We start from the raw sequence: 26,513 nt of genomic DNA on the forward strand, positions 1-26,513 counted from the left end.
TCATGCAGTCCAGGCCGACACCCCACCCCGCCCCCGGCACCGACCCACCCGACGCAGCCAGCCCGCACCCAGACCACCCCCAGCCCCGCCGGCGTTTGAGGCGCAGGGGTCCGGGGACTGGTCCCCGGCAACGGCGCCGCACCAGACGACCCCCGTTCGGAGCCCCGCCACGTGCAGCCCCGCCGCCACGCCGGGATGGTGGACGAAAGTCCCCGAACGGCAGGAGTCCCCATGCCTCTCCGCCCCCGCAAGGCCTTCCTGACCTGCGCGGCCGCCATATCCCTCGGGCTGGCCGCCACCGCCACCGCCCCCGCCCACGGAGTCGACGGCCCCGCGCCCGACCCGAAGAACGCGAAGGCGATGCGCGACATGGCGACGGCGATCCGGGTATCGGCCAAGTACGCGGACGAGCAGCAGGCCCTGAAGGACGGGTACGTGCCGCACGGCACGGAGTGCATGACCAACCCGTTCGGGGTCGGCTCCATGGGCTACCACTACGTCAAGGAGGCCTACTGGGGTTCGACGGATCCCGGCAAGCCGGCGGCCCTGCTCTACAGCACCGAGAAGGACGAGCACGGCCGCCGCAAGCTGGAGGCCGTGGAGTGGATGTCCGTCGACCGGGACCAGGACTTCAAGACCACCGACGACCGCCCGAGCATGTTCGGGCTGCCCTTCGACGGACCCATGCCGGGCCACTGGGCGGGGATGCCCAAGCACTACGACCTCCACTTGTGGGCGTACCGCGACAACCCGGCCGGCCGCTTCCACAACTGGAACCCGGCCCTGACCTGCCCCAAAACCACCACCCCCGCACCCCACCCCCACTGACCCCCGGGGCAATCCGCACGGCAAAGGAAAGGGCCCGGCCCCCACAAGGGGAAGCCGGGCCCAGGCCGTACTCCGTACGGTCAGCGCACGAACGTGCTCGCGCTCCCCGCCAGATCCAAGAAGTACTGCGGAGCCACACCCAGCACCACCGTGACCGCGACACCCACCGCGATCGTCGTCATCGTCAGCGGGGACGGCACGGCGACCGTCGGGCCGTCCGCCTTCGGCTCGCTGAAGAACATCAGGACGATCACCCGGATGTAGAAGAACGCGGCGATCGCGGACGAGATGACACCGACCACGACCAGCGCTCCCGCGCCCCCCTCCGCCGCCGCCTTGAACACGGCGAACTTGCCGGAGAAGCCGGAGGTCAGCGGGATGCCCGCGAAGGCGAGCAGGAAGACCGCGAAGACCGCCGCGGTCAGCGGCGAACGACGTCCCAGCCCCGCCCACTTGGACAGGTGCGTGGCCTCGCCCCCCGCGTCGCGCACCAGCGTGACCACCGCGAAGGCGCCGATCGTCACGAAGGAGTACGCGCCCAGGTAGAAGAGGACGGACTGGATGCCCTCCGCCGAGGTGGCGATCACACCGGCCAGGATGAAGCCGGCGTGCGCGATCGAGGAGTAGGCGAGGAGCCGCTTGACGTCGGTCTGGGTGACGGCGATGACCGCTCCCGCCAGCATCGTGACGATCGCGACGCCCCACATGACCGGCCGCCAGTCCCACCGCAGGCCGGGCAGCACCACGTACAGCAGGCGCAGGAGCGCGCCGAACGCCGCCACCTTCGTCGCCGCCGCCATGAAGCCGGTGACCGGGGTGGGGGCGCCCTGGTAGACGTCCGGGGTCCACATGTGGAAGGGGACCGCGCCGACCTTGAAGAGCAGGCCCATCAGGATCAGCGCGCCGCCGATCAGCAGCAGCGCGTCGTTGCCCATCGTGTCGGCGAGCGCCGGGTCGATGTTCGCCACGGTGCCGTCGACGACCTCCGCGATCGTCGCGTACGAGACCGAGCCCGCGTAGCCGTACACGAGCGCGATGCCGAAGAGGAGGAAGGCGGAGGAGAAGGCGCCGAGCAGGAAGTACTTGACGGCCGCCTCCTGCGACATCAGCCGCTGGCGGCGGGCGAGGGCGCAGAGCAGGTACAGCGGGAGGGAGAAGACCTCCAGGGCCACGAAGAGCGTCAGCAGGTCGTTGGCCGCGGGGAAGATCAGCATCCCGGCGACCGCGAACAGCGCGAGCGGGAAGACCTCGGTGGTGGCGAAGCCCGCCTTGACGGCTTCCTTCTCGCTCTCGCTGCCCGGTACGGACGCCGCCTGTGCGGCGAAGGAGTCCACCCGGTTGCCGTGGGCGGCCGGGTCCAGACGCCGCTCGGCGAAGGTGAAGATCGCCACGATCGAGGCCAGGATGATGGTGCCCTGCAGGAAGAGCGCCGGGCCGTCGACGGCGATGGCGCCCATGGCCGCGATGTGCGCCTTGGTGCTGCCGTACCCGCCGGCGGCGAGTCCGACGACCGCCGCGAAGGCCGAGGCCAGCGCGGCGACGGCGAGGAACACCTGCGTGTAGTAACGGGCCTTGCGCGGGACGAAGGCCTCTACGAGGACTCCGATGATGGCCGCGCCCAGCACGATGAGCGTGGGCGACAGCTGGGCGTACTCGATCTGCGGGGCCGGGATCTTGTCGATCGGCGCCGCGGCCGCCAGGTTCGGCAGCAGGCTCTGGGCAGCAGTCAGGGTGCTCACTTGGCCGCCTCCCCATTCTCGGTGTGCTTCGCTTCGACGGCCACCTCGGGCTTCGGATCCGTCTGCTTGACGTCCGACATGGTGTGCTTCACCGCCGGGTTGACGATGTCGGTCAGGACCTTCGGGTAGACGCCCAGTCCGATCAGCAGCGCGATCAGCGGGGCGACCACCAGGACCTCCCGCAGGCGCAGGTCCGGCATGGTGCGGACCTCCTCCTTGACCGGACCGGTCATGGTGCGCTGGTAGAGGACCAGCGTGTAGAGCGCCGCCAGCACGATGCCGAAGGTGGCGATGATGCCGACGACCGGGTACCGGGCGAACGTGCCGACCAGGACCAGGAACTCGCTGACGAACGGGGCGAGGCCGGGGAGCGACAGGGTCGCGAGGCCACCGATGAGGAAGGTGCCGGCCAGGACCGGGGCCACCTTCTGCACGCCGCCGTAGTCGGCGATGAGCCGGGAGCCGCGCCGCGAGATCAGGAAGCCGGCGACCAGCATGAGCGCCGCCGTCGAGAGCCCGTGGTTCACCATGTAGAGCGTCGCGCCCGACTGGCCCTGGGAGGTCATCGCGAAGATGCCCAGGATGATGAAGCCGAAGTGCGAGATGGAGGCGTACGCCACCAGCCGCTTGATGTCCCGCTGCCCGCAGGCGACCAGCGCGCCGTAGACGATGCTGATCAGGGCGAGGACGAGGATCACCGGTGTGGCCCACTTGCTGGCCTCGGGGAAGAGCCCGAGGCAGAAGCGGAGCATCGCGAAGGTGCCGACCTTGTCGACGACTGCGGTGATCAGGACGGCGACCGGGGCCGTGGCCTCGCCCATCGCGTTCGGCAGCCAGGTGTGCAGCGGCCAGAGCGGGGCCTTCACCGCGAAGGCGAAGAAGAAGCCGAGGAACAGCCAGCGCTCGGTGTTGGTCGCCATGTCGAGCGTGCCCGCGGCGCGGGCGGCGGCGATCTCCTGGAGCGAGAAGTTCCCGGCGACCACGTACAGCCCGATGACGGCGGCCAGCATGATCAGGCCGCCGACCAGGTTGTAGAGGAGGAACTTGACCGCCGCGTACGAGCGCTGCGCGGCCGCGTTCTCATCGGACCCGGAGTGCGCCCGGTCACCGAAGCCGCCGATGAGGAAGTACATCGGGATGAGCATGGCTTCGAAGAAGATGTAGAAGAGGAAGACGTCGGTGGCCTCGAAGGAGATGATCACCATCGCCTCGACCAGCAGGATCAGGGCGAAGAAGCCCTGGGTCGGCCGCCAGCGGGAAGAGTGCGTCTCCAGCGGGTCGGCGTCGTGCCAGCCCGCCGCGATCACGAAGGGGATGAGCAGCGCGGTGAGTGCGATCAGCACCACCCCGATGCCGTCGACGCCCAGTTCGTAGCGGACGCCGAAGTCCGCGATCCAGGAACGCGATTCGGTGAGCTGGTAGCGGTCGCCACCGGGCTCGAAGCGGACCGCGACGAGCACGGCCAGGGCCAGGGTCGCCAGTGAGAAGAACAGGGCGAGCCATTTGGCGGCGGTCCGGCGGGCGGCCGGGACGGCCGCCGTCAGGATCGCACCGACCGCGGGGACCGCGGCCGTCACCGTCAGAAGCGGGAAACTCATCTCACACCGCCCTCATCAGCAGGGTCGCGGCGATCAGGATCGCCGTGCCTCCGAACATCGAGACCGCGTAGCTGCGGGCGTAGCCGTTCTGCAGCTTGCGCAGCCGGCCCGACAGCCCGCCGACTCCGGCGGCCGTCCCGTTGACCACGCCGTCGACCAGGCTGTGGTCGACGTAGACGAGGGAGCGGGTCAGGTGCTCCCCGCCGCGGACCAGGACCACGTGGTTGAAGTCGTCCTGGTAGAGGTCCCGTCGGGCCGCCCGGGTGAGGAGCGAGCCGCGCGGGGCGACGACCGGGACGGGCTTCCTGCCGTACATCACCCAGGCGATGGCGACGCCGATGACGAGGACCACCATGGTGGCCAGCGTCACCGTCAGCGCGCTGATCGGCGGGTGTCCGTGCTGGTGTCCGGTGACGGGCTCCAGCCAGTGCAGGAAGCGGTCGCCGATCCCGAAGAAGCCGCCCGCGAAGACCGAGCCGAAGGCCAGGATGATCATCGGGATGGTCATGGACTTCGGGGACTCGTGCGGGTGCGGCGCGTGGCCTTCCGCGTTCGGCTGCCAGCGCTTCTCGCCGAAGAAGGTGAGGAGCATGACGCGGGTCATGTAGAAGGCGGTGATCGCCGCGCCCAGCAGGGTCACCCCGCCGAGGATCCAGCCCTGGGTGCCGCCCTTCGCGAAGGCGGCCTCGATGATCATGTCCTTCGAGAAGAAGCCCGACAGGCCCGGGAAGCCGATGATGGCGAGGTACCCCAGCCCGAAGGTCACGAAAGTCACCGGCATGTACTTGCGCAGGCCGCCGTACTTGCGCATGTCGACCTCGTCGTTCATCCCGTGCATCACGGAACCGGCGCCGAGGAAGAGGCCCGCCTTGAAGAACCCGTGCGTGACCAGGTGCATGATCGCGAACACGTACCCGATGGGGCCGAGGCCGGCCGCCAGGATCATGTAGCCGATCTGCGACATCGTCGAGCCGGCGAGGGCCTTCTTGATGTCGTCCTTGGCGCAACCGACGATCGCACCGAAGAGGAGCGTGACGGCGCCGACCACGACCACCGCGGTCTGCGCGTCCGGGGCCCCGTTGAAGATGGCGCCCGAGCGGACGATCAAGTACACGCCCGCCGTCACCATCGTCGCCGCGTGGATGAGGGCCGAGACCGGGGTCGGGCCCTCCATCGCGTCGCCGAGCCAGGACTGCAGCGGCACCTGGGCCGACTTGCCGCACGCGGCGAGCAGCAGCATCAGGGCGATCGCCGTCAGCTTGCCCTCGCCGGCCTCGGACACCGATCCGAGGACCGGGCCGAAGGCGAAGGTTCCGAAGGTGGTGAACATCAGCATGATGGCGATCGAAAGGCCCATGTCGCCGACCCGGTTGACCAGGAAGGCCTTCTTCGCGGCGGTGGCCGCGCTGGGCTTGTGCTGCCAGAAGCCGATGAGGAGGTACGAGGCGAGGCCCACGCCCTCCCAGCCGACGTACAGCAGGAGGTAGTTGTCGGCGATGACCAGGAGCAGCATCGCGGCGACGAAGAGGTTGAGGTAGCCGAAGAAGCGGCGGCGGCGCTCGTCGTGCTCCATGTACCCGATGGAGTACACGTGGATGAGCGTGCCCACCCCGGAGATCAGCAGGACGAAGGTCATCGACAGCTGGTCGAGCTGGAAGCCGATGTCGGCCTGGAAGCCCTCCACCGGGATCCAGCTGAACAGCCGCTGGTGGAAGGTCCGGTCCTCGGCTCCCTTGCCGAGCATGTCGGCGAAGAGGGTGAGGCCGATGCCGAAGGAGACGGCGGCGAGCAGCGTGCCGATCCAGTGGCCGGTCTTGTCGAGACGGCGGCCGCCGCAGAGCAGCACCACCGCTCCGAGCAGGGGCGCTGCTACCAGCAGCGCGATCATGTTCTCCACAGCGACCCCTTACAGCTTCATCAGGCTGGCGTCGTCGACCGAGGCCGAGTGGCGGGTACGGAACAGCGACACGATGATCGCGAGGCCCACCACGACCTCGGCGGCGGCGACGACCATCGTGAAGAACGCGATGATCTGGCCGTCGAGGTTGCCGTGCATCCGGGAGAAGGTGACGAAGGCGAGGTTGCAGGCGTTGAGCATGAGCTCGACGCACATGAACAGCACGATCGCGTTCTTCCGGATCAGGACGCCCGCCGCACCGATGGTGAACAGCAGCGCGGACAGGTACAGGTAGTTGACCGGGTTCACTTCGAGGCCTCCTCACGGCCGAGCCGCTCGGACGACCGCTGCTCCAGGGCCTTCAGGTCGTCCAGGGCCTTGCCGGAGACGTCCCTGATCTGGCCGCGGGCGCGCAGCGTCTGGTTGACGGTGAGCTCGGAGGGGGTGCCGTCCGGCAGCAGGCCCGCGACGTCCACGGCGTTGTGCCGGGCGTAGACGCCGGGTGCGGGCAGCGGCGGGAGCTGTACGCCCTCGCGTACGCGGCGCTCGGCGAGCTCGCGCTGGGTGGCGGCCCGCTCGGTGCGCTCGCGGTGGGTGAGCACCATCGCGCCGATGGCCGCCGTGATCAGCAGGGCGCCGGTGATCTCGAAGGCGAACACGTACTTGGTGAAGATCAGCGTGGCCAGGCCCTCGACGTGCCCGCCGGAGTTGATCCGGCCGAGTCCGTTGAAGTGGGTGAGCTTGGCGTTGCCGATGCCCGCGATGAGCAGGATGCCGAAGCCGAGTCCGCACAGGGCGGCCAGCCAGCGCTGCCCCTTGATGGTCTCGGTCAGCGAGTCCGCGGCGGTGACGCCGACGAGCATGACGACGAAGAGGAAGAGCATCATGATCGCGCCGGTGTAGACGACGACCTGGACGATGCCGAGGAAGTACGCCCCGTTGGCGAGGTAGAAGACCGCCAGGATGATCATCGTCCCGGCCAGGCTCAGCGCGCTGTGCACGGCCTTCTTCATCAGGATCGTGGCCAGCGCGCCGATGACGGCGACCGTGCCGAGGATCCAGAACTGGGCCGCCTCACCGGTGGAGGTGAGGGAGGCCGCGGCGATGGCGCTCACGCCCCCACCCCCTCGGAAGCGTCTTCGGGAGCGGTCTCGCCCTTGGAGACGGCCACCTGGCGGACCGTGCCGGGAGCCGCCCCGGTCACCAGCCCGCGGTAGTAGTCCGTGTCGTCGGTGCCGGGGAAGATCGAGTGCGGTGCCTCGACCATGCCCTCGGTGAGCCCGGAGAGCAGCTGCTCCTTGGTGTAGATGAGCGCTTCGCGGCTGGAGTCGGCCAGTTCGAACTCGTTCGTCATGGTCAGCGCCCTGGTCGGGCACGCCTCGACGCACAGCCCGCACAGGATGCAGCGGGCGTAGTTGATCTGGTAGACCCGGCCGTACCGCTCACCCGGGGAGTAGCGCTCCTCCTCGGTGTTGTCCGCGCCCTCGACGTAGATCGCGTCGGCGGGACAGGCCCAGGCACACAGTTCGCACCCGATGCACTTCTCCAGACCGTCCGGGTGGCGGTTGAGCTGGTGCCGCCCGTGGAAGCGGGGTGCGGTGGTCTTTTCCTGCTCCGGGTACTGCTCGGTGAGGCGCTTCTTGAACATGGCCTTGAAGGTCACGCCGAAGCCGGCCACCGGGTTCTGCCACTTCTCGCCCTGCTCGGCGTCAGACTTGTCAGACATTCTCAGCACCCTCCTCTCGGTCACTGTCAGTATTCGCCGCGCCACTGACAATGAGCTCCCGCTCACTGCGGGGCCGCCTGCGCGGTACGGGTGCCAGGTGCTGGCCGGGCTTGGGCGGTACGGGGAATCCGCCCGCCAGGGGGTCGAAGGGTTCGGCGGCGGCCGCCAGTTCGGCGTCCGCGAGAGCCGTCTTCTCCTTCTTGTCGCGGAACAGGTCCGCGACGAAGGACAGCAGCAGGAGCGCGATGACCCCGCCGCCGACGTAGAGCACGATCTCCTGGAAGTCGTAGTTCTCGTTGCGCAGCGCCCGGACGGTGGCGACCAGCATCAGCCACACCACGGAGACCGGGATGAGCACCTTCCAGCCGAGCTTCATCAGCTGGTCGTAGCGCACGCGCGGGAGCGTGCCGCGGAGCCAGATGAAGAAGAACAGCAGCAGCTGGACCTTGAGGACGAACCAGAGCATCGGCCACCAGCCGTGGTTCGCGCCCTCCCAGTACGTGGAGATCGGCGCCGGGGCCCGCCAGCCGCCCAGGAAGAGGGTGACGGAGACCGCGGAGACGGTGACCATGTTGACGTACTCGGCGAGCATGAACAGCGCGAACTTGATCGAGGAGTACTCGGTGTTGAAGCCGCCGACCAGGTCGCCCTCGGACTCCGGCATGTCGAAGGGGGCGCGGTTCGTCTCGCCGACCATCGTGATGACGTAGATGATGAAGGAGACCGGCAGCAGGATGATGTACCAGCGGTCCGCCTGGGCTTCGACGATCGCCGAGGTCGACATCGACCCGGAGTAGAGGAAGACCGAGGCGAAGGCCGCGCCCATCGCGATCTCGTACGAGATCATCTGCGCGCAGGAGCGCAGGCCGCCGAGGAGCGGGTACGTGGAGCCGGAGGACCAGCCGGCCAGCACGATGCCGTAGATGCCGACCGAGGCCACCGCGAGGATGTAGAGCATCGCGATGGGCAGGTCGGTCAGCTGCATCGTGGTGCGCTGGCCGAAGATGGAGACCTCGTTGCCCGAGGGACCGAAGGGGATCACCGCGATGGCCATGAAGGCCGGGATCGCCGCGATGATCGGGGCCAGGACGTAGACGACCTTGTCGGCCCGCTTGACGATCAGGTCTTCCTTGAGCATCAGCTTCACGCCGTCGGCGAGCGACTGGAGCATGCCCCAGGGCCCGTGCCGGTTGGGGCCGATGCGCAGCTGCATCCAGGCGACGACCTTGCGCTCCCACACGATGGAGAAGAGCACGGTCACCATCAGGAAGGCGAAGCAGAACACCGCCTTGACGACGACGAGCCACCAGACGTCCCTGCCGAACAGGGAGAGGTCTTCGGCGGCGATCTGAACGGTGTTCACGCGCCCACCTCCGCAGGGGAGTCGCTGGTGTCGGCGGGGGTGGCCGGGCCGATGCGGACCAGGGCCCCCGGGCGGGCTCCGGTGTCGGCGAGGACCCCGGAGCCGGTGGAGTTCATCGGGAGCCAGACCACCCGGTCGGGCATCTCGGTGATGCGCAGCGGCAGTTCCACGGAGCCGGCGGGGCCGGTCACGCTGAGGACGTCGCCGTTCTTGACGCCGGTCTCGGCGGCCGTGGCGGCCGAGAGACGGGCGCTGGCCTCGTGCCGGGTGCCGGCCAGGGCCTCGTCGCCGTCCTGCAGCAGGCCCTGGTCGAGGAGGAGGCGGTGTCCGGCGAGGACGGCCTCGCCCGCGCCGGGACGGGGCAGCAGCTCCCGGTCCCCGGACTGTCCGGCGGCGCGCTCCCCGGCCCACGGGCCGAGCCGGTCGATCTCCTGCCGTACGGCGTGTACGTCGGGCAGGGCGATCGGGCGGTCGGCCGCGTCGGCCAGCATGTGCAGCACGCGGGAGTCGGCGGGGGCGAGGCGCCGGGTCATCTGCTCGGGCTTGAGCGCGGCCTCGAACGGCCGGACCCTGCCCTCCCAGTTGATGAAGGCGCCCGGCTTCTCGGCGACGGCCGCGACCGGGAAGACCACGTCGGCGTGGTCGGTGACCTCGCTGGGCCGCAGTTCCAGGGAGACCACGAAGGCCTCCTGGAGCGCGGCCCTGGCGCGGGCCGGGTCCGGCAGGTCGGCGAGCTCGACGCCCGCGACCAGCAGGGCGGAGAGCTCCCGGGTGGCGGCGGCCTCGACGATCTGGCCGGTGTCGCGGCCGTAGCGGTGCGGCAGCTCGTCCAGGCCCCAGGCGGCGGCGACCTCGTCGCGGGCGCGCGGGTCGGTGGCGGGGCGGGCGCCCGGCAGCAGGGACGGCAGTGCGCCCGCCTCGACGGCGGCCCGCTCTCCGGCCCGGCGCGGGATCCACACCAGGGTGGCGCCGGTGGCGCCCGCGACCCGTACGGCCGCGGTCAGCGCGCCGGGCACGCCCGCGAGGCGCTCCCCGACCACGATGACGGCGCCGGGCAGGCGCAGCGCGTCGGAGGCGGCCTGGCCGCCGTCCTCCAGGCCGGTGTCGGAGGCCAGGGCGTTCAGCCACTCGGGCTCGGTGCCGGGGGCGGCGGCCAGCAGGGTGCCGCCCGCCTTCTCCAGGCCGCGCGTGGCGAACGGGGCGAGGGCGAAGGTCCGCTGCTTGTGCTTGCGGTGGGCCTTGCGCAGCCGCAGGAAGACGCCGGGGGCCTCCTCCTCGGCCTCGATGCCGACGAGGAGCACGGCCGGGGCCGCCTCCAGCGAGGCGTTCGTGACGCCGTGCCCGTCGAGGTCCTTGCCGGTGCCGGCGACGGAGGCGGCCAGGAACTCGGTCTCCTCCGCGCTGTGCACGCGGGCCCGGAAGTCGATGTCGTTGGTGTCGAGCACGACCCGGGCGAACTTGGCGTACGCGTAGGCGTCCTCGACGGTGAGGCGGCCGCCGGTCAGCACTCCGGCGCGGCCGCGCGCGGCGGCGAGCCCGTTGGCCGCGGCCTCCAGGGCCTCGGGCCAGCTCGCCGGGGCGAGGACCCCGTCGGTGCCGCGCACCAGCGGGGTGGTGAGCCGGTCGGGGCGCTGTGCGTAGCGGAACCCGAAGCGGCCCTTGTCGCAGATCCACTCCTCGTTGACCTCGGGGTCCTCCGCGGCCAGCCGGCGCAGCACCTTGCCGCGGCGGTGGTCGGTGCGCGTCGCGCAGCCGCCCGCGCAGTGCTCGCACACGCTCGGGGAGGAGACGAGGTCGAAGGGGCGGGAGCGGAACCGGTAGGCGGCCGAGGTGAGGGCGCCGACCGGGCAGATCTGGATGGTGTTGCCGGAGAAGTACGACTCGAAGGGGTCGTCCTCGCCGGTGCCGACCTGCTGGAGCGCGCCGCGCTCCAGGAGTTCGATCATCGGGTCGCCGGCGATCTCGTTGGAGAAGCGGGTGCAGCGGGCGCAGAGCACGCAGCGCTCGCGGTCCAGCAGCACCTGCGTGGAGATCGGGACGGGCTTCTCGTAGGTGCGCTTCTTGCCCTCGAACCGCGACTCGGCGTTGCCGTGGGACATCGCCTGGTTCTGCAGCGGGCACTCGCCGCCCTTGTCGCAGACCGGGCAGTCCAGCGGGTGGTTGATGAGCAGCAGCTCCATCACCCCGCGCTGGGCCTTGTCGGCGACCGGGGAGGTCAGCTGCGTCTTGACGACCATGCCGTCGGTGCAGGTGATGGTGCAGGAGGCCATCGGCTTGCGCTGGCCCTCGACCTCGACGATGCACTGGCGGCAGGCGCCGGCCGGGGAGAGGAGGGGGTGGTCGCAGAACCGGGGGATCTCGATGCCGAGCTGTTCGGCGGCCCGGATGACCAGGGTCCCCTTGGGCACCGACAGTTCGATGCCGTCGATGGTCAGGGAGATCTGGTCCTGCGGCGGGACCGCTGCCTCTCCGCCGCCGGAGGCTGCCGTAGTGGTCACGGTCATGCGGTCACCTCCGTGTCGGCCCAGAGGGTCGACTTCTTGGGGTCGAAGGGGCAGCCCTTGCCCGTGATGTGCTGCTCGTACTCCGCGCGGAAGTACTTGAGCGAGGAGAAGATGGGGCTGGCGGCGCCGTCGCCGAGCGCGCAGAACGACTTGCCGTTGATGTTGTCGGCGATGTCGCCCAGCTTGTCGAGGTCGGACATGACCCCCTTGCCCGCTTCGATGTCGCGGAGCAACTGGACCAGCCAGTACGTGCCTTCGCGGCAGGGCGTGCACTTGCCGCAGGACTCGTGGGCGTAGAACTCGGTCCAGCGGGTCACCGCCCGCACCACGCAGGTCGTCTCGTCGAAGCACTGCAGGGCCTTGGTGCCGAGCATGGAGCCGGCCGCGCCGACGCCCTCGTAGTCGAGGGGGACGTCGAGGTGCTCCTCGGTGAACATCGGGGTGGAGGAGCCGCCCGGGGTCCAGAACTTCAGCCGGTGCCCGGGTCGCATGCCGCCGCTCATGTCGAGGAGCTGGCGCAGGGTGATCCCGAGCGGGGCCTCGTACTGGCCGGGGCCGACGACGTGTCCGGAGAGCGAGTACAGGGTGAAGCCGGGGGACTTCTCGGTCCCCATCGACTTGAACCAGTCCTTGCCCTTGTTCAGGATCGCGGGAACCGAGGCGATGGACTCCACGTTGTTCACGACAGTGGGGCAGGCGTAGAGCCCCTCGACCGCGGGGAAGGGCGGACGCAGCCGGGGCTGGCCGCGCCGGCCTTCGAGGGAGTCCAGGAGGGCCGTTTCCTCGCCGCAGATGTAGGCGCCCGCTCCCGCGTGCACGGTGATGTCGAGCTTCAGCCCGCTGCCGAGGCCGCTCTTGTCGCGATGTTCAGCCTCCCCGAGGTAGCCGGCCTCGTACGCCTCGCGCACCGCCTCGTGCAGGCGGCGCAGGACCGGCACGGTCTCGCCGCGCAGGTAGATGAAGGCGTGCTCCGAGCGGATCGCGTAGCAGGCGATGATCATTCCCTCGATGAGGGAGTGCGGGTTGGCGAAGAGGAGCGGGATGTCCTTGCAGGTTCCCGGCTCCGACTCGTCCGCGTTCACCACGAGGTAGTGCGGCTTGCCGTCGCCCTGCGGGATGAACTGCCACTTCATGCCGGTGGGGAAGCCGGCGCCGCCGCGGCCGCGCAGGCCCGAGTCCTTCACGTAGGCGATGAGCTCGTCCGGACTCATGGCGAGTGCCTTGCGCAGACCCTCGTAGCCGCCATGCCTCTTGTAGGTCTCCAGCGTCCACGACTGCGGCTCGTCCCAGAACGCCGACAGGACGGGCGCGAGGAGCTTCTCCGGACTCGTGCCGTTCTTACTCAGTTCGGTCGACACGGTCATCACTCCCCTCCCTCGATGGTGGCCTCGCCGCGCGGGTGCACGATCGGGGTGTGCGGGACCTCGCCGCGCGCGATGCGCAGGCCGATCAGGGACGCGTGACCCGCGCCGCCGCTGGCCTCGACAGCGCCCTCGCGCTCGTCGGGGAAGCCCGCCAGGATCCGGGCGGTCTCCTTGTACGTGCACAGCGGCGCGCCCCGGGTCGGCTCCACGGTCCGGCCGGCCAGCAGGTCGTCGACCATGGCCTTGGCGGACTCGGGGGTCTGGTTGTCGAAGAACTCCCAGTTGACCATCACCACGGGGGCGTAGTCGCAGGCCGCGTTGCACTCGATGTGTTCGAGGGTGACCTTGCCGTCGGCGGTGGTCTCGTTGTTGCCGACGCCGAGGTGCTCCTTGAGCTCCTCGAAGATGGCGTCCCCGCCCATGACCGCGCACAGGGTGTTCGTACAGACGCCGACCTGGTAGTCCCCGGAGGGCTTGCGCCGGTACATCGTGTAGAAGGTCGCCACGGCCGTGACCTCGGCGGTCGTCAGGCCCAGCACCTCGGCGCAGAACCGGATGCCGGTGCGCGAGACGTAGCCCTCCTCGGACTGGATGAGGTGGAGCAGCGGCAGCAGCGCGGAGCGGCTGTCGGGGTAGCGGGCGATGACCTCCTTCGCATCCGCTTCGAGCCGGGCGCGCACGTCGGCCGGGAAGTCGGGTGCCGGAAGCCGGGGCATGCCCAGGCTCACCCCTGATACGGGCTGATTGGCCGTCATCGGTCGACGCCTCCCATCACGGGGTCGATGGAGGCGACGGCCACGATGACGTCGGCGATCTGGCCGCCCTCGCACATCGCCGCCATGGCCTGCAGGTTGGTGAAGGACGGGTCGCGGAAGTGGACCCGGTAGGGGCGGGTGCCGCCGTCGGAGACGACGTGCACGCCGAGCTCGCCCTTGGGCGACTCCACGGCCGCGTAGGCCTGGCCGGCCGGTACCCGGAAGCCCTCGGTCACCAGCTTGAAGTGGTGGATGAGGGACTCCATGGAGGTGCCCATGATCTGCTTGATGTGGTCGAGCGAGTTGCCGAGGCCGTCGGGGCCCATCGCGAGCTGCGCCGGCCAGGCGATCTTCTTGTCGGCGACCATGACCGGGCCCGGCTCCAGCCGGTCCAGGCACTGCTCGACGATCCGCAGGGACTGGCGCATCTCCTCCAGGCGGATCAGGAACCGCCCGTAGGAGTCGCAGGACTCGGTGGTCGGCACGTCGAACTCGTAGTTCTCGTAGCCGCAGTACGGGTCCGTCTTGCGCAGGTCGTGCGGGAGGCCGGCGGAGCGCAGGACCGGGCCGGTGGCGCCGAGCGCCATGCAGCCGGTGAGGTCGAGGTAGCCGACGTCCTGCATGCGGGCCTTGAAGATGGGGTTGCCGGTGGCGAGCTTGTCGTACTCCGGCAGGTTCTTCTTCATGGTCTTCACGAACTCGCGGAGCTGGTCCACGGCGCCCGGGGGCAGGTCCTGCGCGAGGCCGCCGGGGCGGATGAACGCGTGGTTCATGCGCAGGCCGGTGATCAGCTCGAACACGTCGAGGATCAGCTCGCGGTCGCGGAACCCGTAGATCATGATCGTGGTCGCGCCCAGCTCCATGCCGCCGGTGGCGATGCACACCAGGTGGGAGGAGAGCCGGTTGAGCTCCATCAGCAGGACGCGGATGGCGGAGGCGCGGTCCGGGATCTGGTCGGTGATGCCGAGCAGCTTCTCGACGCCCAGGCAGTACGCCGTCTCGTTGAAGAACGGCGTCAGGTAGTCCATGCGCGTGACGAAGGTGGTGCCCTGCGTCCAGTTCCGGTATTCGAGGTTCTTCTCGATGCCGGTGTGGAGGTAGCCGATGCCGCAGCGGGCCTCGGTGACCGTCTCGCCGTCGATCTCCAGGATCAGGCGGAGCACCCCGTGCGTGGAGGGGTGCTGGGGGCCCATGTTGACGACGATCCGCTCGTCGTCGGCTCGGGCCGCCGACTGGACGATCTCGTCCCAGTCGCCGCCGGTGACGGTGTAGACGGTGCCTTCGGTGGTTTCCCTGGCGGAGGCGTGATCTGCTGCGTGATTCGAGTTGGGGGACATCAGCTGTACGACCTCCGCTGGTCGGGAGCCGGGATCTGGGCGCCCTTGTACTCGATGGCGATGCCGCCGAGCGGGTAGTCCTTGCGCTGCGGGAAGCCCTGCCAGTCGTCCGGCATCATGATCCGGGTGAGGGCCGGGTGCCCGTCGAAGATCAGGCCGAAGAAGTCGTACGTCTCGCGCTCGTGCCAGTCGTTCGTCGGGTAGACCGAGACGATCGAGGGGACGTGCGGGTCGGCGTCCGGGGCGGTGACCTCCAGCCGCACGAGCCGGCCGTGGGTGAGCGAGCGCAGGTGGTAGACGGCGTGCAGCTCGCGGCCCTTGTCGTCGGGGAAGTGCACCCCGCTGACCCCGGTGCAGAGCTCGAAGCGCAGGGCCGGGTCGTCGCGCAGGGTCTTCGCGACGAGGAGGAGGTGCTCGCGCGCGATGCGCAGGGTCAGCTCCGCCCGGTCCACGACGACCTTCTCGATCGCGTTCTCCGGGACCAGGTCCTGCTCCTCCAGCGCCCCTTCGAGCTCGTCGACGACCTCGTCGAAGTACGAGCCGTACGGGCGGGCGCTCGCGCCGGGCAGGGCCACGGTGCGCACGAGGCCGCCGTAGCCGCTGGTGTCGCCGCCGCCTCCGGCACCGAACATGCCCTTGCGGACGCCGATCACCTCGGGGCCGGCCGCGCCCCGGGGCGCGGGCACGTTGTCGCCGTTGCCGGCTTGGGGGCCGTTCTGCACGGCCGGGTCCTCGCTCACCGCAGGAGCCCCTTCATCTCAATGGTGGGGAGCGCCTTGAGGGCCGCCTCCTCCGCCTCTCGGGCCGCCTCTTCCCGGTTCACGCCGAGCTTGCCGCCCTGGATCTTCTGGTGGAGCTTGAGGATCGCGTCGAGCAGCATCTCGGGCCGGGGCGGGCAGCCGGGCAGGTAGATGTCCACGGGGACGATGTGGTCGACGCCCTGGACGATCGCGTAGTTGTTGAACATTCCGCCCGAAGACGCACAAACACCCATAGAGATGACCCACTTGGGAGCGGGCATCTGGTCGTACACCTGCCGCAGCACCGGCGCCATCTTCTGGCTGACCCGGCCCGCCACGATCATCAGGTCGGCCTGGCGCGGTGATCCGCGGAAGACCTCCATGCCGAAGCGGGCCAGGTCGTACCGGCCCGCTCCGGTGGTCATCATCTCGATGGCGCAGCAGGCCAGGCCGAAGGTGGCCGGGAAGACGGACGCCTTGCGCACCCACCCCGCGGCCTGTTCGACGGTGGTCAGCAGAAAGCCGCTCGGCAGCTTCTCTTCCAGTCCCATGGAAATTCAGCCCCTCAGTCCCATTCCAGGCCGCCGCGGCGCCATACGTAGGCGTAGGCGACGAAGACGGTGAGCACGAAGAGGAGCATCTCGACGAGCCCGAAGATCCCCAGCGAGTCGAAGGTGACCGCCCAGGGGTAGAGGAAGACAACCTCGATGTCGAAGACGATGAAGAGCATCGCCGTCAGGTAGTACTTGATGGGGAAGCGACCGCCGCCGGCCGGCATGGGAGTGGGCTCGATGCCGCACTCGTAAGCTTCAAGTTTTGCCCGGTTGTACCGTTTTGGGCCGATCAGCGTGGCCATGACCACGGAGAAGATCGCAAACCCTGCGCCGAGGGCGCCGAGCACGAGGATGGGCGCGTACGCATTCACGCTCCTCGCTCCTTCCAGTCGTCCTTGACCGTTGGACCGCTGCTCCGGCGCCGCGCGCCCCGCCTCCCACGTCTCGCATGTGAGGCAGTTCACAAGCCGGACTGGTGCGCATCTTATGCCCGCCCATCTGTGATCTGCGACACGGGTTACAACAACGAGTTTGTGATCTCCACCACCTGACGAACGATCATGAAGCCCAATGAGTGGTGATCTTCATACGTGAAGCATCCACATGATCACCAAAGGTGACATCCGCACCCGTCGTTGCAGGTGGAAGGCCTGCCGCACTATCAAACCGTGGCCCCTGCATGCAAATTGGCACGGTGGTGCGCGTGATGATAAAGGGATCGGCGTCCCCCGGTCGGGGGACCTCGCGCGGACGGGAGTGGACGCGTGCATGCGTTCACTAAGTCGGGGCAGAGGGGAGTCAGGGGTCGAGCGGAGGCGATCCGGGGGCGACCCGGAGAAGTGACCCGGAGAGGTGACCCGCAGAGGCGACCCCGGGGTGGGTCGCACGCCCCCTTCCGGTGGATCGCGACCGGGTCCCGACCCGGCCTCGACCCGGCCTCGACCCGGTCCCGCCCCCACGCCGACCCGACGGCGGCTTCACGGTTCGGTCACAGGAGGGCCACAGTGTCCGCATCGCGTGACGCTTCTGTGACCTGCGCCACTCGGAATTCTCGGTACCGAAAGAGGACTTGGCCATCAGTGCAGGTGGATGGTAGGCCCGGGATCAATTCGGACTTATTTCGGAAACCCCATGATCACAGCCTCGCGGACGGCTGTCCGATTCGCCCGTTACGGCGTCAATAAGAGGTCCGACGCGCCCGGTTAGCCCGCTTCGCGCACAACTGTGGCGCAGACCACGTTTCTTGAAGGGAGCCGGGGCGCCCTGATAGCGGTTGTACCCATGTCCCTCACCGCTCACATACCCAGCCACCGGAAGCCCCGCCGCAGCGCCTCGAAGCTCGCGGTCCGCGCCGGAGTTGCCGGTGGCGTCCTCAGCACCCTGGCCATGGCCGGCACGGCGAGCGCCACCCCCTCCGCCGAGCCCGTGCACGAGACCACCCTCGAAATGCCGGTCCTCGACCTGGACCTGAGCGCCGAGGTGTCCTCGCACCTGGCCAAGGCCGCGGAGAACACCCGCGCCGCCGCCGTCGACGGCGAGCTCAACGCCCTGGAAGAGACGGCCCGCACGGGCGCCGCCGCCGAGGCCAAGCAGCTCAAGGCCGACGCCCAGGAGAAGGCCGACGCCGAGAAGAAGGCGAAGGAGGACGCGGACCGCAAGGCCGAGTCCGAGCGCGCCAGCCGCAGCACGGCCCGCACCTCGCTCCAGAGCAACTCCGGATCCTCCTCGTCGGGGTCCTCCTCCTCGGGGTCCTCCTCGCAGGGCAAGGGCACCGTCACGGCCCCCGCGACCGGCTCCGCCGCCGCCATCGTCAACTTCGCCCGCGCGCAGGTCGGCAAGGCGTACGTCATGGGCGGCACCGGCCCGTCCTCGTTCGACTGCTCGGGCCTCGTCCAGGCCGCGTACCGCCAGGCCAACATCAGCCTGCCGCGCATGTCGCAGGCGCAGTCCACCGCCGGCACGTCGGTCTCCCTGAGCAACCTCCAGGCGGGCGACATCCTGTACTGGGGCTCCAAGGGCAGCGCGTACCACGTCGCCATCTACGTCGGCGGCGGCAAGTTCGTCGGCGCGCAGAACTCCGGCACCGGCATCGTCGAGCGCTCCCTGAGCTACGACAAGCCGACGGGCGCCGTTCGCGTCCTCTGACATCTCCCCGCAGTCCCGGGCCGCTCCCGGTGACGCACGAAAGGCCGGTACTCCCCCGCTCGGGGGTGGAGTACCGGCCTTTCGGCCGTCCTGGAGGCTCCCGGAAGGCTCCCGGAGCTCTCGGAGGCTCCTGACGGCTTTGCGGCTCCTCGCGGCTCCCGGAAGCCGCCGAGGGCTGCCCCAGTGCCGTCCGGCGGCGCGGGGAGGCCGCGGAGGCGGCCCCGCACCGCTCCGTCAGTCGAGGAACGTGGCCGAGGTGATCTTGTTCTTGAAGTTCACGCTGGCGTTGCCCGTGTAGCCCGGGGGGAGCGAACCGATCAGACCGGTGAGGTTCACCTCGGTGGCCACCTTCCACGTGTAGGTGTCCCGGTTCCGGTAGGACGCGGTGTCGTCGTTCGTCACCCGGTTCCGGCCGACGCAGTTCTCGGGCCCGACGAAGAGGTCGTTGAAGAAGTTCCAGTCCGAGGACATCAGGTCGAAGACACAACCCCCTTGGTAGGAGTTGTAGTAAAGGCCGAACTCGCTGGTTTCCAGATAGCCGTTCCGCTCCGTGTTGGCGGCGGCCGGCCCGGCTGCCACAAGGAGAACGGCGCCGACGGATACCGCTGCGGCGCAACCGGTGGCGAGTTTGTTGAGGACCTTGCTCATGGGAGATTTCTCCATCTTCAGGGGAATTGATTCCGGCCGGGATTAAACCTTCCGGGGCACCGCAGGGCAAGGGGCTTCTCGGCTGTTCAGGCCACAACCGGCATGGCGGGTAACGGACTTGTCCGCATTCCGGGCATCCGATTACGATCTCCCGCGGCCTTCGGCCCCTCTTCCGTACCACTTCCGCATCTCTTCCGCACCAACGCGCCCTTCCACTCCGCCGATCGCAAGGGAAACGCCTCGTGCGTGTACGCGAAATATCCTCGTCACTCCTTTTGTGCCTCGTACTGACCGGATGCGGAGGCGGGGAACTCCCGGGGAAGAACTCCGGAGCGGGAAAGCCGGGAGTTGCGGCCGCGCCCACCGCCACACCCTCGATCACGGCGGCGGACATGCCGTTCTACACGTGCATGCAGCAACACGGAATGACCCTCTCCTACGGGGACGACGGGGCCCCGCACTTCGTGGAGAAGGAGAGCCCGCAGTTCCCCCCGGCACAGGAGGCCTGCCTGCCGCTGCTCCCGCCCCCCTCCCCCGTCCAGGCGGGCCCGCAGGAACTCGCCGCCGCGCGCGAGGCCTCCGCGTGCATGCGGGCGAAGGGCGTCTCCTGGTATCCGGACCCGGATCCGGTCACCGGCGAGGTGCAGCAGAAGGACGGCGGCACCTCCGAGCAGTGGCAGGAGCTCAAGCGGAACCACCGCGACGCGTACCGGGCCTGCATGCCCCGGCCCTCCTGAGGCGCGCGGCCCTCCTGAGGCGCCCGGCCCTCCTGAGGCGCGCGCGTACGGCTCAGAGGAGCCCGGCCGCGAGCTTGTAGCGGGCCTCGCGCTGCTTCTTGTACAGCGCGAGGGTCTCGGCCTGCTCCTCCACCAGCCGCTTCTGGTACGCGGTTTCCACCGCCGCCCAGACGCCTACGAGGTTCACCTCGCGCTTGCAGGCGACGTCGGCCTTGGCCGCGGTGACGGCTTTGGGGCCGCCCGGATCCGCCTCCAGGCCCAGCTTCTGGACGACCTCGTAGGGATCCTTCAGGCCGGTGTACCCCGACTTCTCCATGCACGCCGACCAGTTCTTCAGCACCCCGGCCACCCGCGAATCGCCCTTGGAGCGTTCGTGCGCCTCCGAGGCCAGCCCGAACGGGAACAGCAGGTCCACGCTGTTCTTCGTCGGCGCGTACAGCTTGCGGTACGCCTCCCGGATGCATCCGCCGGGCGGCACCTTCTGCCCGCCGACGTCGATGCCGCTGTCCACCCGCGCGGCCTCCTCCTCGCTCGCGGCGTCCGGGGGCTGCGCGGCGCCCTGTTCCCCGCCCGGCCGTTCGCCGTGCATGACCAGGGTGGCGCTCTCGCTCAGGGGGGTCGCCGGGGGCTTGACCGGCCGCCCCTTGCCCGCGGTCATGTCGTAGCCGTGGGCCGCCGCGAACACCGGATCGGCCGCACCGAAGAGCGCACCGTGCCGGCCCTGCGGCCCCTGGGCGCCGGCCGGATCGGACGGCCTGACCTCCTCGTACGGGAACCCGTACCGCGCCATGCACCGGGAGAGCAGCCGCTGCTGCACCTGCCCCATGCGGACCGTCTCGGCCTCGGTGTCCGTGTACGCGTCCAGGGGCAGCGAGAGCGAAGCCGCGGCCGGGGCGACGGCGACCTCGCCGATTTCCGGCTCGCCGTGCGCGTCGGCTCCGTCCGGATCCGAGCAGCCGGCCAGCACGAGCGCCAGCAGGACGGCGGCCGGGAGGGCGGGACGGAGGGCGGGACGACGGAGCGGACGGGAGCGCATCGCGGAAGACCTGTTCACGCTCGGGAATTGAACAGCCCGGCCGGTACCGGGGACAAGGCCTTCTCACCTGCTGGTCAGCCAAACTTCTTGCCTGGAAACCAACTTGCCGGTCCGTCCCTCCTGACGGACATCCCGTGCCGAACGGCCCGGGCCCTGCCAAGATGGCCGGGGCGAGCACGCCCGAGTCGCCCCAGGAAGTGGTGATCCGTGACGCCCGGCCCGTCCGACGAAGCACCCGGTCCAGACCCCACCGCCGCCCCGGCCGCCGCCGGGCTCGGACTCCTGTCCCTCGGCGGCTGGCTGCTGACCACCACCCGCCCCTGGCAGAAGCCCGGCTCTCCCCTGACGCTCACGCTGGACTGGACGGCATCGGGCACCCTGATGCTCTGCGGCCTGCTCCTGCTGATCCACTGCATCCGCCGGGTCCACGACCCGGCGGAGCCCGCGCTCGGGGTCAGGCCTTGGGGGCGACCTTCGAAAGGCCGTTGATGACGCGGTCCATCGCGTCGCCGCCCGTCGGGTCGGTCAGGTTGGCCAGCATCTTCAGCGTGAACTTCATCAGCACCGGGTGGCTCAGGCCCCGCTGGGCGGCGATCTTCATGATCTTCGGGTTGCCGATGAGCTTCACGAAGGCACGGCCCAGCGTGTAGTAGCCGCCGTAGGTCTCCTTGAGGACCTTCGGGTAGCTGTGCAGGGTCAGTTCGCGCAGGGCCGGGGTGGCGCGGGAGTGGGCCTGGACGATGACGTCGGCGGCGATCTGGCCCGACTCCATCGCATAGGCGATGCCCTCGCCGTTGAACGGGTTGACGAGCCCGCCCGCGTCACCGACGAGCAGCAGCCCCTTGGTGTAGTGCGGCTGGCGGTTGAAGGCCATCGGCAGGGCCGCACCGCGGATGGGCTGCGTCATGTTCTCCGGGGTGTAGCCCCAGTCCTCCGGCATCGAGGCGCACCAGGCCTTGAGGACCTCGCGCCAGTCCAGCTCCTTGAAGGCGGAGGAGGAGTTGAGGATGCCGAGGCCGACGTTGGAGGTGCCGTCGCCCATGCCGAAGATCCAGCCGTAGCCGGGCAGCAGCCGGTCCTCGGCCCCGCGCCGGTCCCAGAGCTCCAGCCAGGACTCCAGGTAGTCGTCGTCGTGGCGGGGCGAGGTGAAGTACGTACGCACGGCCACGCCCATCGGGCGGTCCTCGCGGCGGTGCAGGCCCATCGCCAGCGACAGCCGGGAGGAGTTGCCGTCGGCCGCGACCACCAGCGGGGCGCTGAAGGTGACCTGGGTCTTCTCCTCGCCGAGCTTCGCCGTCACTCCGGTGATGTGGCCGGTGCGGGGATCGCGTACGGGCTCGCCCACATTGCAGCGCTCGTACAGCCGGGCGCCGGCCTTCTGTGCCTGGCGGGCCAGGGTCTCGTCGAAGTCGTCGCGCTTGCGGACGAGTCCGTAGTCCGGGAACGAGGCCAGCTCCGGCCAGTCCAGCTGGAGCCGCTGGCCGCCGCCGATGATCCGCAGGCCCTTGTTGCGCAGCCAGCCGGCCTCTTCGGAGATGTCGATGCCCATCGACACGAGCTGCTTGGTGGCGCGCGGCGTCAGGCCGTCACCGCAGACCTTCTCGCGCGGGAACGCCGTCTTCTCCAGGAGCAGGACGTCGAGTCCGGCCTTGGCCAGGTAATAGGCAGTCGTCGAGCCGGCGGGCCCGGCCCCGACGACGATCACGTCCGCGGAGTGCTCGGAGAGGGGCTCGGTCACGACGGGTCTCCCGAAGGCTCGATAACTCGATAAGGGTGCCCAACGGCACAAGAACACGTGCAGTCTATGCAGCGAGAGAGAACGCGATCCGAAGGGCTGCCCCTGTGACCACCTCGCCGACCCGGCCGCTCCCCGTCGTCCAGCTCCGTGTGCCCACGGACGAGGACGCGCACGCCTGGTACCGGGTCTTCCGCGACCCCGACGTCATGGAGTTCCTCGGCGGTCCGGCCGAGCTCTCCTTCTACGAGGAAATCACCGCGCGGCAGCGGATGCACGACGCGCGGCTCGGCTTCTGTCTGTGGACGCTGCTGGACGGGGACGGGGAGGTCCTCGGCTTCACCGGGGCCCAGCCGTGGCCCGCTTCGAAGGCGTGGGGCCCGGTGGGGGAGATCGAGATCGGATGGCGGCTCGGTCGCTCCGCGTGGGGGAAGGGGTACGCCTACGCGGCTGCGCTCGCGACGGTCGAGCGGGTGCGGGGGGCCGGGGTGCCGGATGTCGTGGCGATGATCGACGATGCGAATGTCCGCTCGATCGCGGTGGCGGAGCGCCTCGGCATGACCCTGGCGGACCGCTTCCCGCTGCCCGGCGGCCAACGCCGCGCCCGCCGCTACGCCCTGACCCTGACCCCTTCCTGACCCCGGCTGCGCGGGGCCGCACCGCGCGAGTGGCGCGTCAGAAGACGGAAAGGCCCGTCAGGGTCGTGAAGCGGTCCAGCGCTGCCACCGCGGCCACCGAGTTGCCCTGGGCGTCGAGACCGGGGCTCCACGCGGCCAGCGTGCACGCGCCGGGCACGACCGCGACGATCCCCCCGCCCACGCCGCTCTTGCCGGGCAGGCCCACCCGGTAGGCGAACTCCCCCGCCGCGTCGTACGTCCCACACGTCAGCATCACCGCGTTGACCTGCTTCGCCTCGCTGCGCGTGAGGAGACGCGAGCCGTCCGCGCGCAGTCCGTGCCGGGCCAGGAAGCGGCCGGCGCGGGCCAGGTCGGCGCAGCTCATCTCGATGGAGCACTGCCAGAAGTAGTGCTCCAGCAGCGTCGGCACCGGGTTGTCGATGTTCCCGTAGGCGGCCATGAAGTGGGCCAGGGCCGCGTTGCGGTCCCCGTGTTCCTGCTCGGAGGCGGCGACCTCCGCGTCGAAGCCGACGTCGGGGTTCTGGCTCTCCTCCCGGAGGAAGCGCAGGAGTTCGCTGCTCGCGTCGCCGGTCAGCGTCTGGAGCCGGTCGGTGACGACGAGCGCGCCCGCGTTGATGAAGGGGTTGCGCGGGATGCCGCTCTCGTACTCCAGCTGCACGAGGGAGTTGAAGGGGTTGCCGGAGGGTTCCCGGCCCACCCGCTCCCACAGGCTGTCGCCGCCCTCGGCGAGCGCGAGGGCCAGCGCGAAGACCTTGGTGATGGACTGCGTGGAGAACGGCGTGTGCCAGTCCCCCACCCCGAACACGTTGCCGTCGAGGTCGGCGATGGCCATGCCGAACTGCCGCGGGTCCACGGACGCCAGCGCCGGGATGTACTCGGCGGTGGCGCCGCTGCCGATCAGCGGGGCGATGTCGGTGGCGACCTGTTCCAGCAGTGCCTGGTAGTCCATCTCCGCAGCCCCGTACTACACGTGCTTCGTGCCGCGGTGCAGGGCCACGATGCCGCCGCTCAGGTTGCGCCAGGCCACCTCGGACCAGCCGGCCTTCTGCAGCAGTGCGGCCAGTGCCGGCTGGTCGGGCCAGGCGCGGATGGAGTCGGCGAGGTAGACGTACGCGTCGGGGTTGGAGGAGACGGCGCGGGCGACGGGCGGCATCGCGCGCATCAGGTACTCGGTGTACACGGTCCGGAAGGGGGCCCAGGTGGGCTGCGAGAACTCGCAGATCACGACCTTGCCGCCGGGCTTGGTGACCCGGTACAGCTCGCGCAGCGCGGCGTCGGTGTCCTGGACGTTGCGCAGGCCGAAGGAGATGGTGACGGTGTCGAAGGAGTCGTCCTTGAAGGGGAGCTTCGTCGCGTCGCCGGCCGTCAGCGGGAGCCAGGGGTTGCGCTTCTTGCCCTCGCGGAGCATGCCGAGGGAGAAGTCGCAGGGCACGACGTACGCGCCGGTCGCGGCGAAGGGCAGCGAGGACGTGGCCGTGCCGGCGGCCAGGTCGAGGACCAGCTGCCCGGGGCGCGCGCCGACCGCCTTGGCGACCTCCTTGCGCCACAGGCGGGCCTGCCCGAGCGAGAGGACGTCGTTGGTGAGGTCGTAGTTCGCCGCCACGCCGTCGAACATGGAGGCGACTTCGTGCGGCTGCTTGTCCAGGGAAGCGGATGTCACTGGCGTGGGCCCCTCGGGTGCGGTGCGAATGGTTCGGCGAACGGTTCGGCAGGGTCCTGCGGACCGCCCCGCCATTCTCGCAGGCCCCCCGGGCACCGCACCCGGCCGCCCGTACGGTGCCCGCGGCACGGCGCGGCGGGACGCCACGGAGGCCGGCACGACGGGACGCCACGGGGGCCGCCGCGGCCGGACGCCACGGAGGCCGCCGCGGCGGCACGGCCGCAGCGGCGGGCCACCGGGACCGGGCGGCGGCCCCGCTCACCGCCGCAGGGCCTCCGCCGGTTCGATGCGGGAGGCCCGCCACGCCGGGTAGAGGCCCGCCAGGAGGCCGGTCAGGAGCCCGATCGCGGGGGCGGCCAGGGCCGTGGCCGGGTGGATCACCGGGGTCCAGTCGCGGAACACCGCCACCAGCACCACCGTCATGCAGCCCAGCGAGGTCCCGACCAGCCCGCCGAGTGCGCCGAGCGCGCCCGATTCGGCGAGGAACTGGCCGCTGATGTGCCGGCCCCGCGCTCCCAGGGCCCGGCGCAGGCCGATCTCCCCGGTGCGCTCCAGGACGGCGACCAGTGTCGTGTTCGCGATGCCCACGGCGCCGATGATCAGGCAGATGCCGGCCAGGACGAGGAAGAGCCGGCCCAGGTCCGAGGAGACGTTGGTGCGCAGCGAGCGCGGATCGGGCGGGGCCACGGCCTTCAGGTATTCGGGGTGGTCGGGGCGCAGCGCCGTAGGGACCAGCCGGGCCACCTGCTGGGCCGCGCCGAGCTCGGTGGCGATGAGCATGCGGGCGCCGTCGCCCTGCGGGGGTCCCCAGATCTCCTCGGCGGTGGTGCGCGGGACCATGACGGACAGGAGCAGGTCCGCCTTGCGCTCCACGTCGCCGATGATCCCCACCACGGTGAAGGGCTCGTCCCCGATGAACACGGCGGGCGCGGTGTCCAGCGTGGTGATGCCGAGCCGGGCGGCGACGGCGGCGCCCAGGACGGCGACCCGCTGGCGGGTGCCGGAGTGGTAGGCGTCGTAGAGCCGCCCCCGGTCGATCCGGGGAACGGCGGCCCGCAGGGCGCCCGGTGAGGCGGCGATGACGTCGGTCCTCTCACCGCGCGCGGCGCCGCCGACCGGGGCCGCGCGGACGGTCCCGTCGGCGGGCAGCCGGACGGTGTAGTAGACGCCCGCGTCCCGGACCCCGCCCAGCCGCTCGGTGCGGTCGTCCGCGTCGGCGGGGAAGCCGGGGCCGGTGAACTGGTCCTGGCTGCGGGCCACGTCCTCGACGGTGACCTCGGTGGCGCCGAGCACGCTGAAGCGGGCGTCGATCTGGGAGGAGGTCGTGGCCGTCAGGCCGAGGATGGCGACGAAGGATCCGACGCCGAGTACGGTGCCCAGCGCGGTCAGCGCCGAGCGGGCCGGCCGCTGCACCAGCCCGGCGAAGGCCTCGCCGAGGATGTCGCGCGGTGCGAGGCGGGTGGGCCGCTCGGGCGGGGGCAGGGGGCGCGGAGGCCTGCGCGGCAGGAG

25 protein-coding genes are annotated in these 26,513 nt (G+C 70.3%); 5 read left to right on the forward strand and 20 right to left on the reverse strand.

The window, feature by feature from the left end:
- Positions 1-231 precede the first annotated feature (231 nt).
- Positions 232-828, forward strand: coding sequence for a hypothetical protein (locus tag OHA37_RS15610; protein WP_266905629.1), 597 nt, complete (start codon positions 232-234; stop codon positions 826-828).
- A gap of 80 nt (positions 829-908) precedes the next feature.
- On the opposite strand, the gene nuoN is transcribed toward OHA37_RS15610, so the two are convergent.
- The 14 genes from nuoN to OHA37_RS15680 are packed head-to-tail and all read right to left on the reverse strand — an operon-like array spanning position 909 to position 16,776.
- Entirely contained in the window at positions 909-2,528 is a 1,620-nt protein-coding gene (gene nuoN, locus OHA37_RS15615) for an NADH-quinone oxidoreductase subunit NuoN (protein WP_266912816.1), read from the reverse strand.
- 35 nt (positions 2,529-2,563) lie between these two features.
- Positions 2,564-4,165 (reverse strand): NADH-quinone oxidoreductase subunit M, encoded by a 1,602-nt coding sequence (locus tag OHA37_RS15620; RefSeq protein ID WP_266905631.1) that lies wholly within the window; start codon positions 4,163-4,165, stop codon positions 2,564-2,566.
- A 1-nt stretch (position 4,166) separates the two neighbouring features.
- The gene (gene nuoL / locus OHA37_RS15625; protein ID WP_266905633.1) at positions 4,167-6,062 is read right to left on the reverse strand and encodes an NADH-quinone oxidoreductase subunit L; all 1,896 of its coding nucleotides are present in this window, start codon (positions 6,060-6,062) and stop codon (positions 4,167-4,169) included.
- Positions 6,063-6,071: 9 nt separating this feature from the next.
- Positions 6,072-6,371, reverse strand: a complete 300-nt coding sequence (nuoK, locus tag OHA37_RS15630) for an NADH-quinone oxidoreductase subunit NuoK (protein WP_112449176.1) — start codon at positions 6,369-6,371, stop codon at positions 6,072-6,074.
- Positions 6,368-7,177, reverse strand: coding sequence for an NADH-quinone oxidoreductase subunit J (locus OHA37_RS15635; RefSeq protein WP_266905636.1), 810 nt, complete (start codon positions 7,175-7,177; stop codon positions 6,368-6,370). Before OHA37_RS15635 ends, nuoK begins: the two co-directional genes overlap by 4 nt.
- Positions 7,174-7,788: an NADH-quinone oxidoreductase subunit NuoI gene (gene nuoI / locus OHA37_RS15640; protein ID WP_266905638.1), complete on the reverse strand. Its 615-nt coding sequence runs from the start codon at positions 7,786-7,788 to the stop codon at positions 7,174-7,176. The genes OHA37_RS15635 and nuoI overlap by 4 nt, the downstream gene beginning before the upstream one ends.
- On the reverse strand, positions 7,781-9,151 hold the full coding sequence (nuoH, locus tag OHA37_RS15645) for an NADH-quinone oxidoreductase subunit NuoH (protein ID WP_266905640.1): 1,371 nt from the start codon (positions 9,149-9,151) through the stop codon (positions 7,781-7,783). The genes nuoI and nuoH overlap by 8 nt, the downstream gene beginning before the upstream one ends.
- Complete coding sequence (locus OHA37_RS15650; RefSeq protein ID WP_266905642.1) at positions 9,148-11,655, reverse strand: NADH-quinone oxidoreductase subunit G; 2,508 nt, start codon at positions 11,653-11,655, stop codon at positions 9,148-9,150. Before OHA37_RS15650 ends, nuoH begins: the two co-directional genes overlap by 4 nt.
- Positions 11,652-13,019 carry an NADH-quinone oxidoreductase subunit NuoF gene (nuoF, locus tag OHA37_RS15655; RefSeq protein ID WP_266905644.1) on the reverse strand — a complete coding sequence of 456 codons (1,368 nt, stop codon included), beginning with the start codon at positions 13,017-13,019 and terminating at the stop codon, positions 11,652-11,654. The genes OHA37_RS15650 and nuoF overlap by 4 nt, the downstream gene beginning before the upstream one ends.
- Positions 13,019-13,774, reverse strand: a complete 756-nt coding sequence (gene nuoE, locus OHA37_RS15660) for an NADH-quinone oxidoreductase subunit NuoE (RefSeq protein WP_443046169.1) — start codon at positions 13,772-13,774, stop codon at positions 13,019-13,021. The genes nuoF and nuoE overlap by 1 nt, the downstream gene beginning before the upstream one ends.
- A complete protein-coding gene (locus OHA37_RS15665) occupies positions 13,771-15,111 on the reverse strand; it encodes an NADH-quinone oxidoreductase subunit D (protein WP_266905647.1) in 1,341 nt (446 codons plus the stop codon). Before OHA37_RS15665 ends, nuoE begins: the two co-directional genes overlap by 4 nt.
- Positions 15,111-15,851: an NADH-quinone oxidoreductase subunit C gene (locus tag OHA37_RS15670; protein WP_266905649.1), complete on the reverse strand. Its 741-nt coding sequence runs from the start codon at positions 15,849-15,851 to the stop codon at positions 15,111-15,113. The genes OHA37_RS15665 and OHA37_RS15670 overlap by 1 nt, the downstream gene beginning before the upstream one ends.
- Positions 15,848-16,402 (reverse strand): NuoB/complex I 20 kDa subunit family protein, encoded by a 555-nt coding sequence (locus OHA37_RS15675; RefSeq protein WP_243339941.1) that lies wholly within the window; start codon positions 16,400-16,402, stop codon positions 15,848-15,850. The genes OHA37_RS15670 and OHA37_RS15675 overlap by 4 nt, the downstream gene beginning before the upstream one ends.
- 14 nt (positions 16,403-16,416) lie before the next feature.
- A complete protein-coding gene (locus tag OHA37_RS15680; protein WP_030010013.1) occupies positions 16,417-16,776 on the reverse strand; it encodes an NADH-quinone oxidoreductase subunit A in 360 nt (119 codons plus the stop codon).
- A gap of 910 nt (positions 16,777-17,686) precedes the next feature.
- Here OHA37_RS15680 and OHA37_RS15685 point away from each other — a divergent pair.
- On the forward strand, positions 17,687-18,550 hold the full coding sequence (locus tag OHA37_RS15685; protein ID WP_266905651.1) for a C40 family peptidase: 864 nt from the start codon (positions 17,687-17,689) through the stop codon (positions 18,548-18,550).
- Between the two features lie 234 nt (positions 18,551-18,784).
- On the opposite strand, the gene OHA37_RS15690 is transcribed toward OHA37_RS15685, so the two are convergent.
- Complete coding sequence (locus OHA37_RS15690) at positions 18,785-19,198, reverse strand: hypothetical protein (protein WP_266905653.1); 414 nt, start codon at positions 19,196-19,198, stop codon at positions 18,785-18,787.
- A 410-nt stretch (positions 19,199-19,608) separates the two neighbouring features.
- On the opposite strand from OHA37_RS15690, the gene OHA37_RS15695 reads away from it, so the two are divergent.
- Complete coding sequence (locus tag OHA37_RS15695; protein WP_266905655.1) at positions 19,609-19,935, forward strand: hypothetical protein; 327 nt, start codon at positions 19,609-19,611, stop codon at positions 19,933-19,935.
- 52 nt (positions 19,936-19,987) lie between these two features.
- Here OHA37_RS15695 and OHA37_RS15700 read toward each other — a convergent pair whose 3' ends face one another.
- Positions 19,988-20,989 (reverse strand): hypothetical protein, encoded by a 1,002-nt coding sequence (locus OHA37_RS15700; RefSeq protein WP_266905657.1) that lies wholly within the window; start codon positions 20,987-20,989, stop codon positions 19,988-19,990.
- Between the two features lie 189 nt (positions 20,990-21,178).
- On the opposite strand from OHA37_RS15700, the gene OHA37_RS15705 reads away from it, so the two are divergent.
- The gene (locus tag OHA37_RS15705; RefSeq protein ID WP_266905659.1) at positions 21,179-21,460 is read left to right on the forward strand and encodes a hypothetical protein; all 282 of its coding nucleotides are present in this window, start codon (positions 21,179-21,181) and stop codon (positions 21,458-21,460) included.
- On the opposite strand, the gene OHA37_RS15710 is transcribed toward OHA37_RS15705, so the two are convergent.
- Positions 21,426-22,709, reverse strand: a complete 1,284-nt coding sequence (locus tag OHA37_RS15710) for a geranylgeranyl reductase family protein (protein ID WP_266905661.1) — start codon at positions 22,707-22,709, stop codon at positions 21,426-21,428. The two genes, OHA37_RS15705 and OHA37_RS15710, sit on opposite strands and share 35 nt — an antisense overlap.
- A gap of 104 nt (positions 22,710-22,813) precedes the next feature.
- On the opposite strand from OHA37_RS15710, the gene OHA37_RS15715 reads away from it, so the two are divergent.
- Positions 22,814-23,344 carry a GNAT family N-acetyltransferase gene (locus tag OHA37_RS15715; protein ID WP_266905663.1) on the forward strand — a complete coding sequence of 177 codons (531 nt, stop codon included), beginning with the start codon at positions 22,814-22,816 and terminating at the stop codon, positions 23,342-23,344.
- A gap of 37 nt (positions 23,345-23,381) precedes the next feature.
- Here the strand turns inward: OHA37_RS15715 and OHA37_RS15720 are convergent, their stop codons facing one another.
- The 3 genes from OHA37_RS15720 to OHA37_RS15730 form a co-directional block, all read right to left on the reverse strand.
- Entirely contained in the window at positions 23,382-24,293 is a 912-nt protein-coding gene (locus tag OHA37_RS15720; RefSeq protein WP_266905665.1) for a glutaminase, read from the reverse strand.
- A gap of 15 nt (positions 24,294-24,308) precedes the next feature.
- Positions 24,309-25,004 (reverse strand): demethylmenaquinone methyltransferase, encoded by a 696-nt coding sequence (locus OHA37_RS15725; protein WP_266905667.1) that lies wholly within the window; start codon positions 25,002-25,004, stop codon positions 24,309-24,311.
- A gap of 258 nt (positions 25,005-25,262) precedes the next feature.
- Entirely contained in the window at positions 25,263-26,510 is a 1,248-nt protein-coding gene (locus tag OHA37_RS15730) for an ABC transporter permease (protein ID WP_266912820.1), read from the reverse strand.
- Positions 26,511-26,513: the final 3 nt, after the last annotated feature.

Origin of the sequence: Streptomyces sp. NBC_00335, assembly GCF_036127095.1 — a bacterium.
Classification (GTDB): Bacteria; Actinomycetota; Actinomycetes; order Streptomycetales; family Streptomycetaceae; genus Streptomyces.

Bases quoted from the DNA above. Each gene is read 5' to 3' on its own strand.
- OHA37_RS15695 (WP_266905655.1), top strand. From the start codon at position 19,609: ATGCAGCAACACGGAATGACCCTCTCCTACGGGGACGACGGGGCCCCG.
- OHA37_RS15620 (WP_266905631.1), bottom strand. From the start codon at position 4,165: ATGAGTTTCCCGCTTCTGACGGTGACGGCCGCGGTCCCCGCGGTCGGT.
- OHA37_RS15610 (WP_266905629.1), top strand. From the start codon at position 232: ATGCCTCTCCGCCCCCGCAAGGCCTTCCTGACCTGCGCGGCCGCCATA.
- OHA37_RS15720 (WP_266905665.1), bottom strand. From the start codon at position 24,293: ATGGACTACCAGGCACTGCTGGAACAGGTCGCCACCGACATCGCCCCG.
- nuoF (WP_266905644.1), bottom strand. From the start codon at position 13,019: ATGACCGTGTCGACCGAACTGAGTAAGAACGGCACGAGTCCGGAGAAG.
- OHA37_RS15650 (WP_266905642.1), bottom strand. From the start codon at position 11,655: ATGACCGTGACCACTACGGCAGCCTCCGGCGGCGGAGAGGCAGCGGTC.
- nuoI (WP_266905638.1), bottom strand. From the start codon at position 7,788: ATGTCTGACAAGTCTGACGCCGAGCAGGGCGAGAAGTGGCAGAACCCG.
- nuoE (WP_443046169.1), bottom strand. From the start codon at position 13,774: ATGACGGCCAATCAGCCCGTATCAGGGGTGAGCCTGGGCATGCCCCGG.
- OHA37_RS15665 (WP_266905647.1), bottom strand. From the start codon at position 15,111: ATGTCCCCCAACTCGAATCACGCAGCAGATCACGCCTCCGCCAGGGAA.
- OHA37_RS15690 (WP_266905653.1), bottom strand. From the start codon at position 19,198: ATGAGCAAGGTCCTCAACAAACTCGCCACCGGTTGCGCCGCAGCGGTA.
- OHA37_RS15685 (WP_266905651.1), top strand. From the start codon at position 17,687: ATGTCCCTCACCGCTCACATACCCAGCCACCGGAAGCCCCGCCGCAGC.
- OHA37_RS15675 (WP_243339941.1), bottom strand. From the start codon at position 16,402: ATGGGACTGGAAGAGAAGCTGCCGAGCGGCTTTCTGCTGACCACCGTC.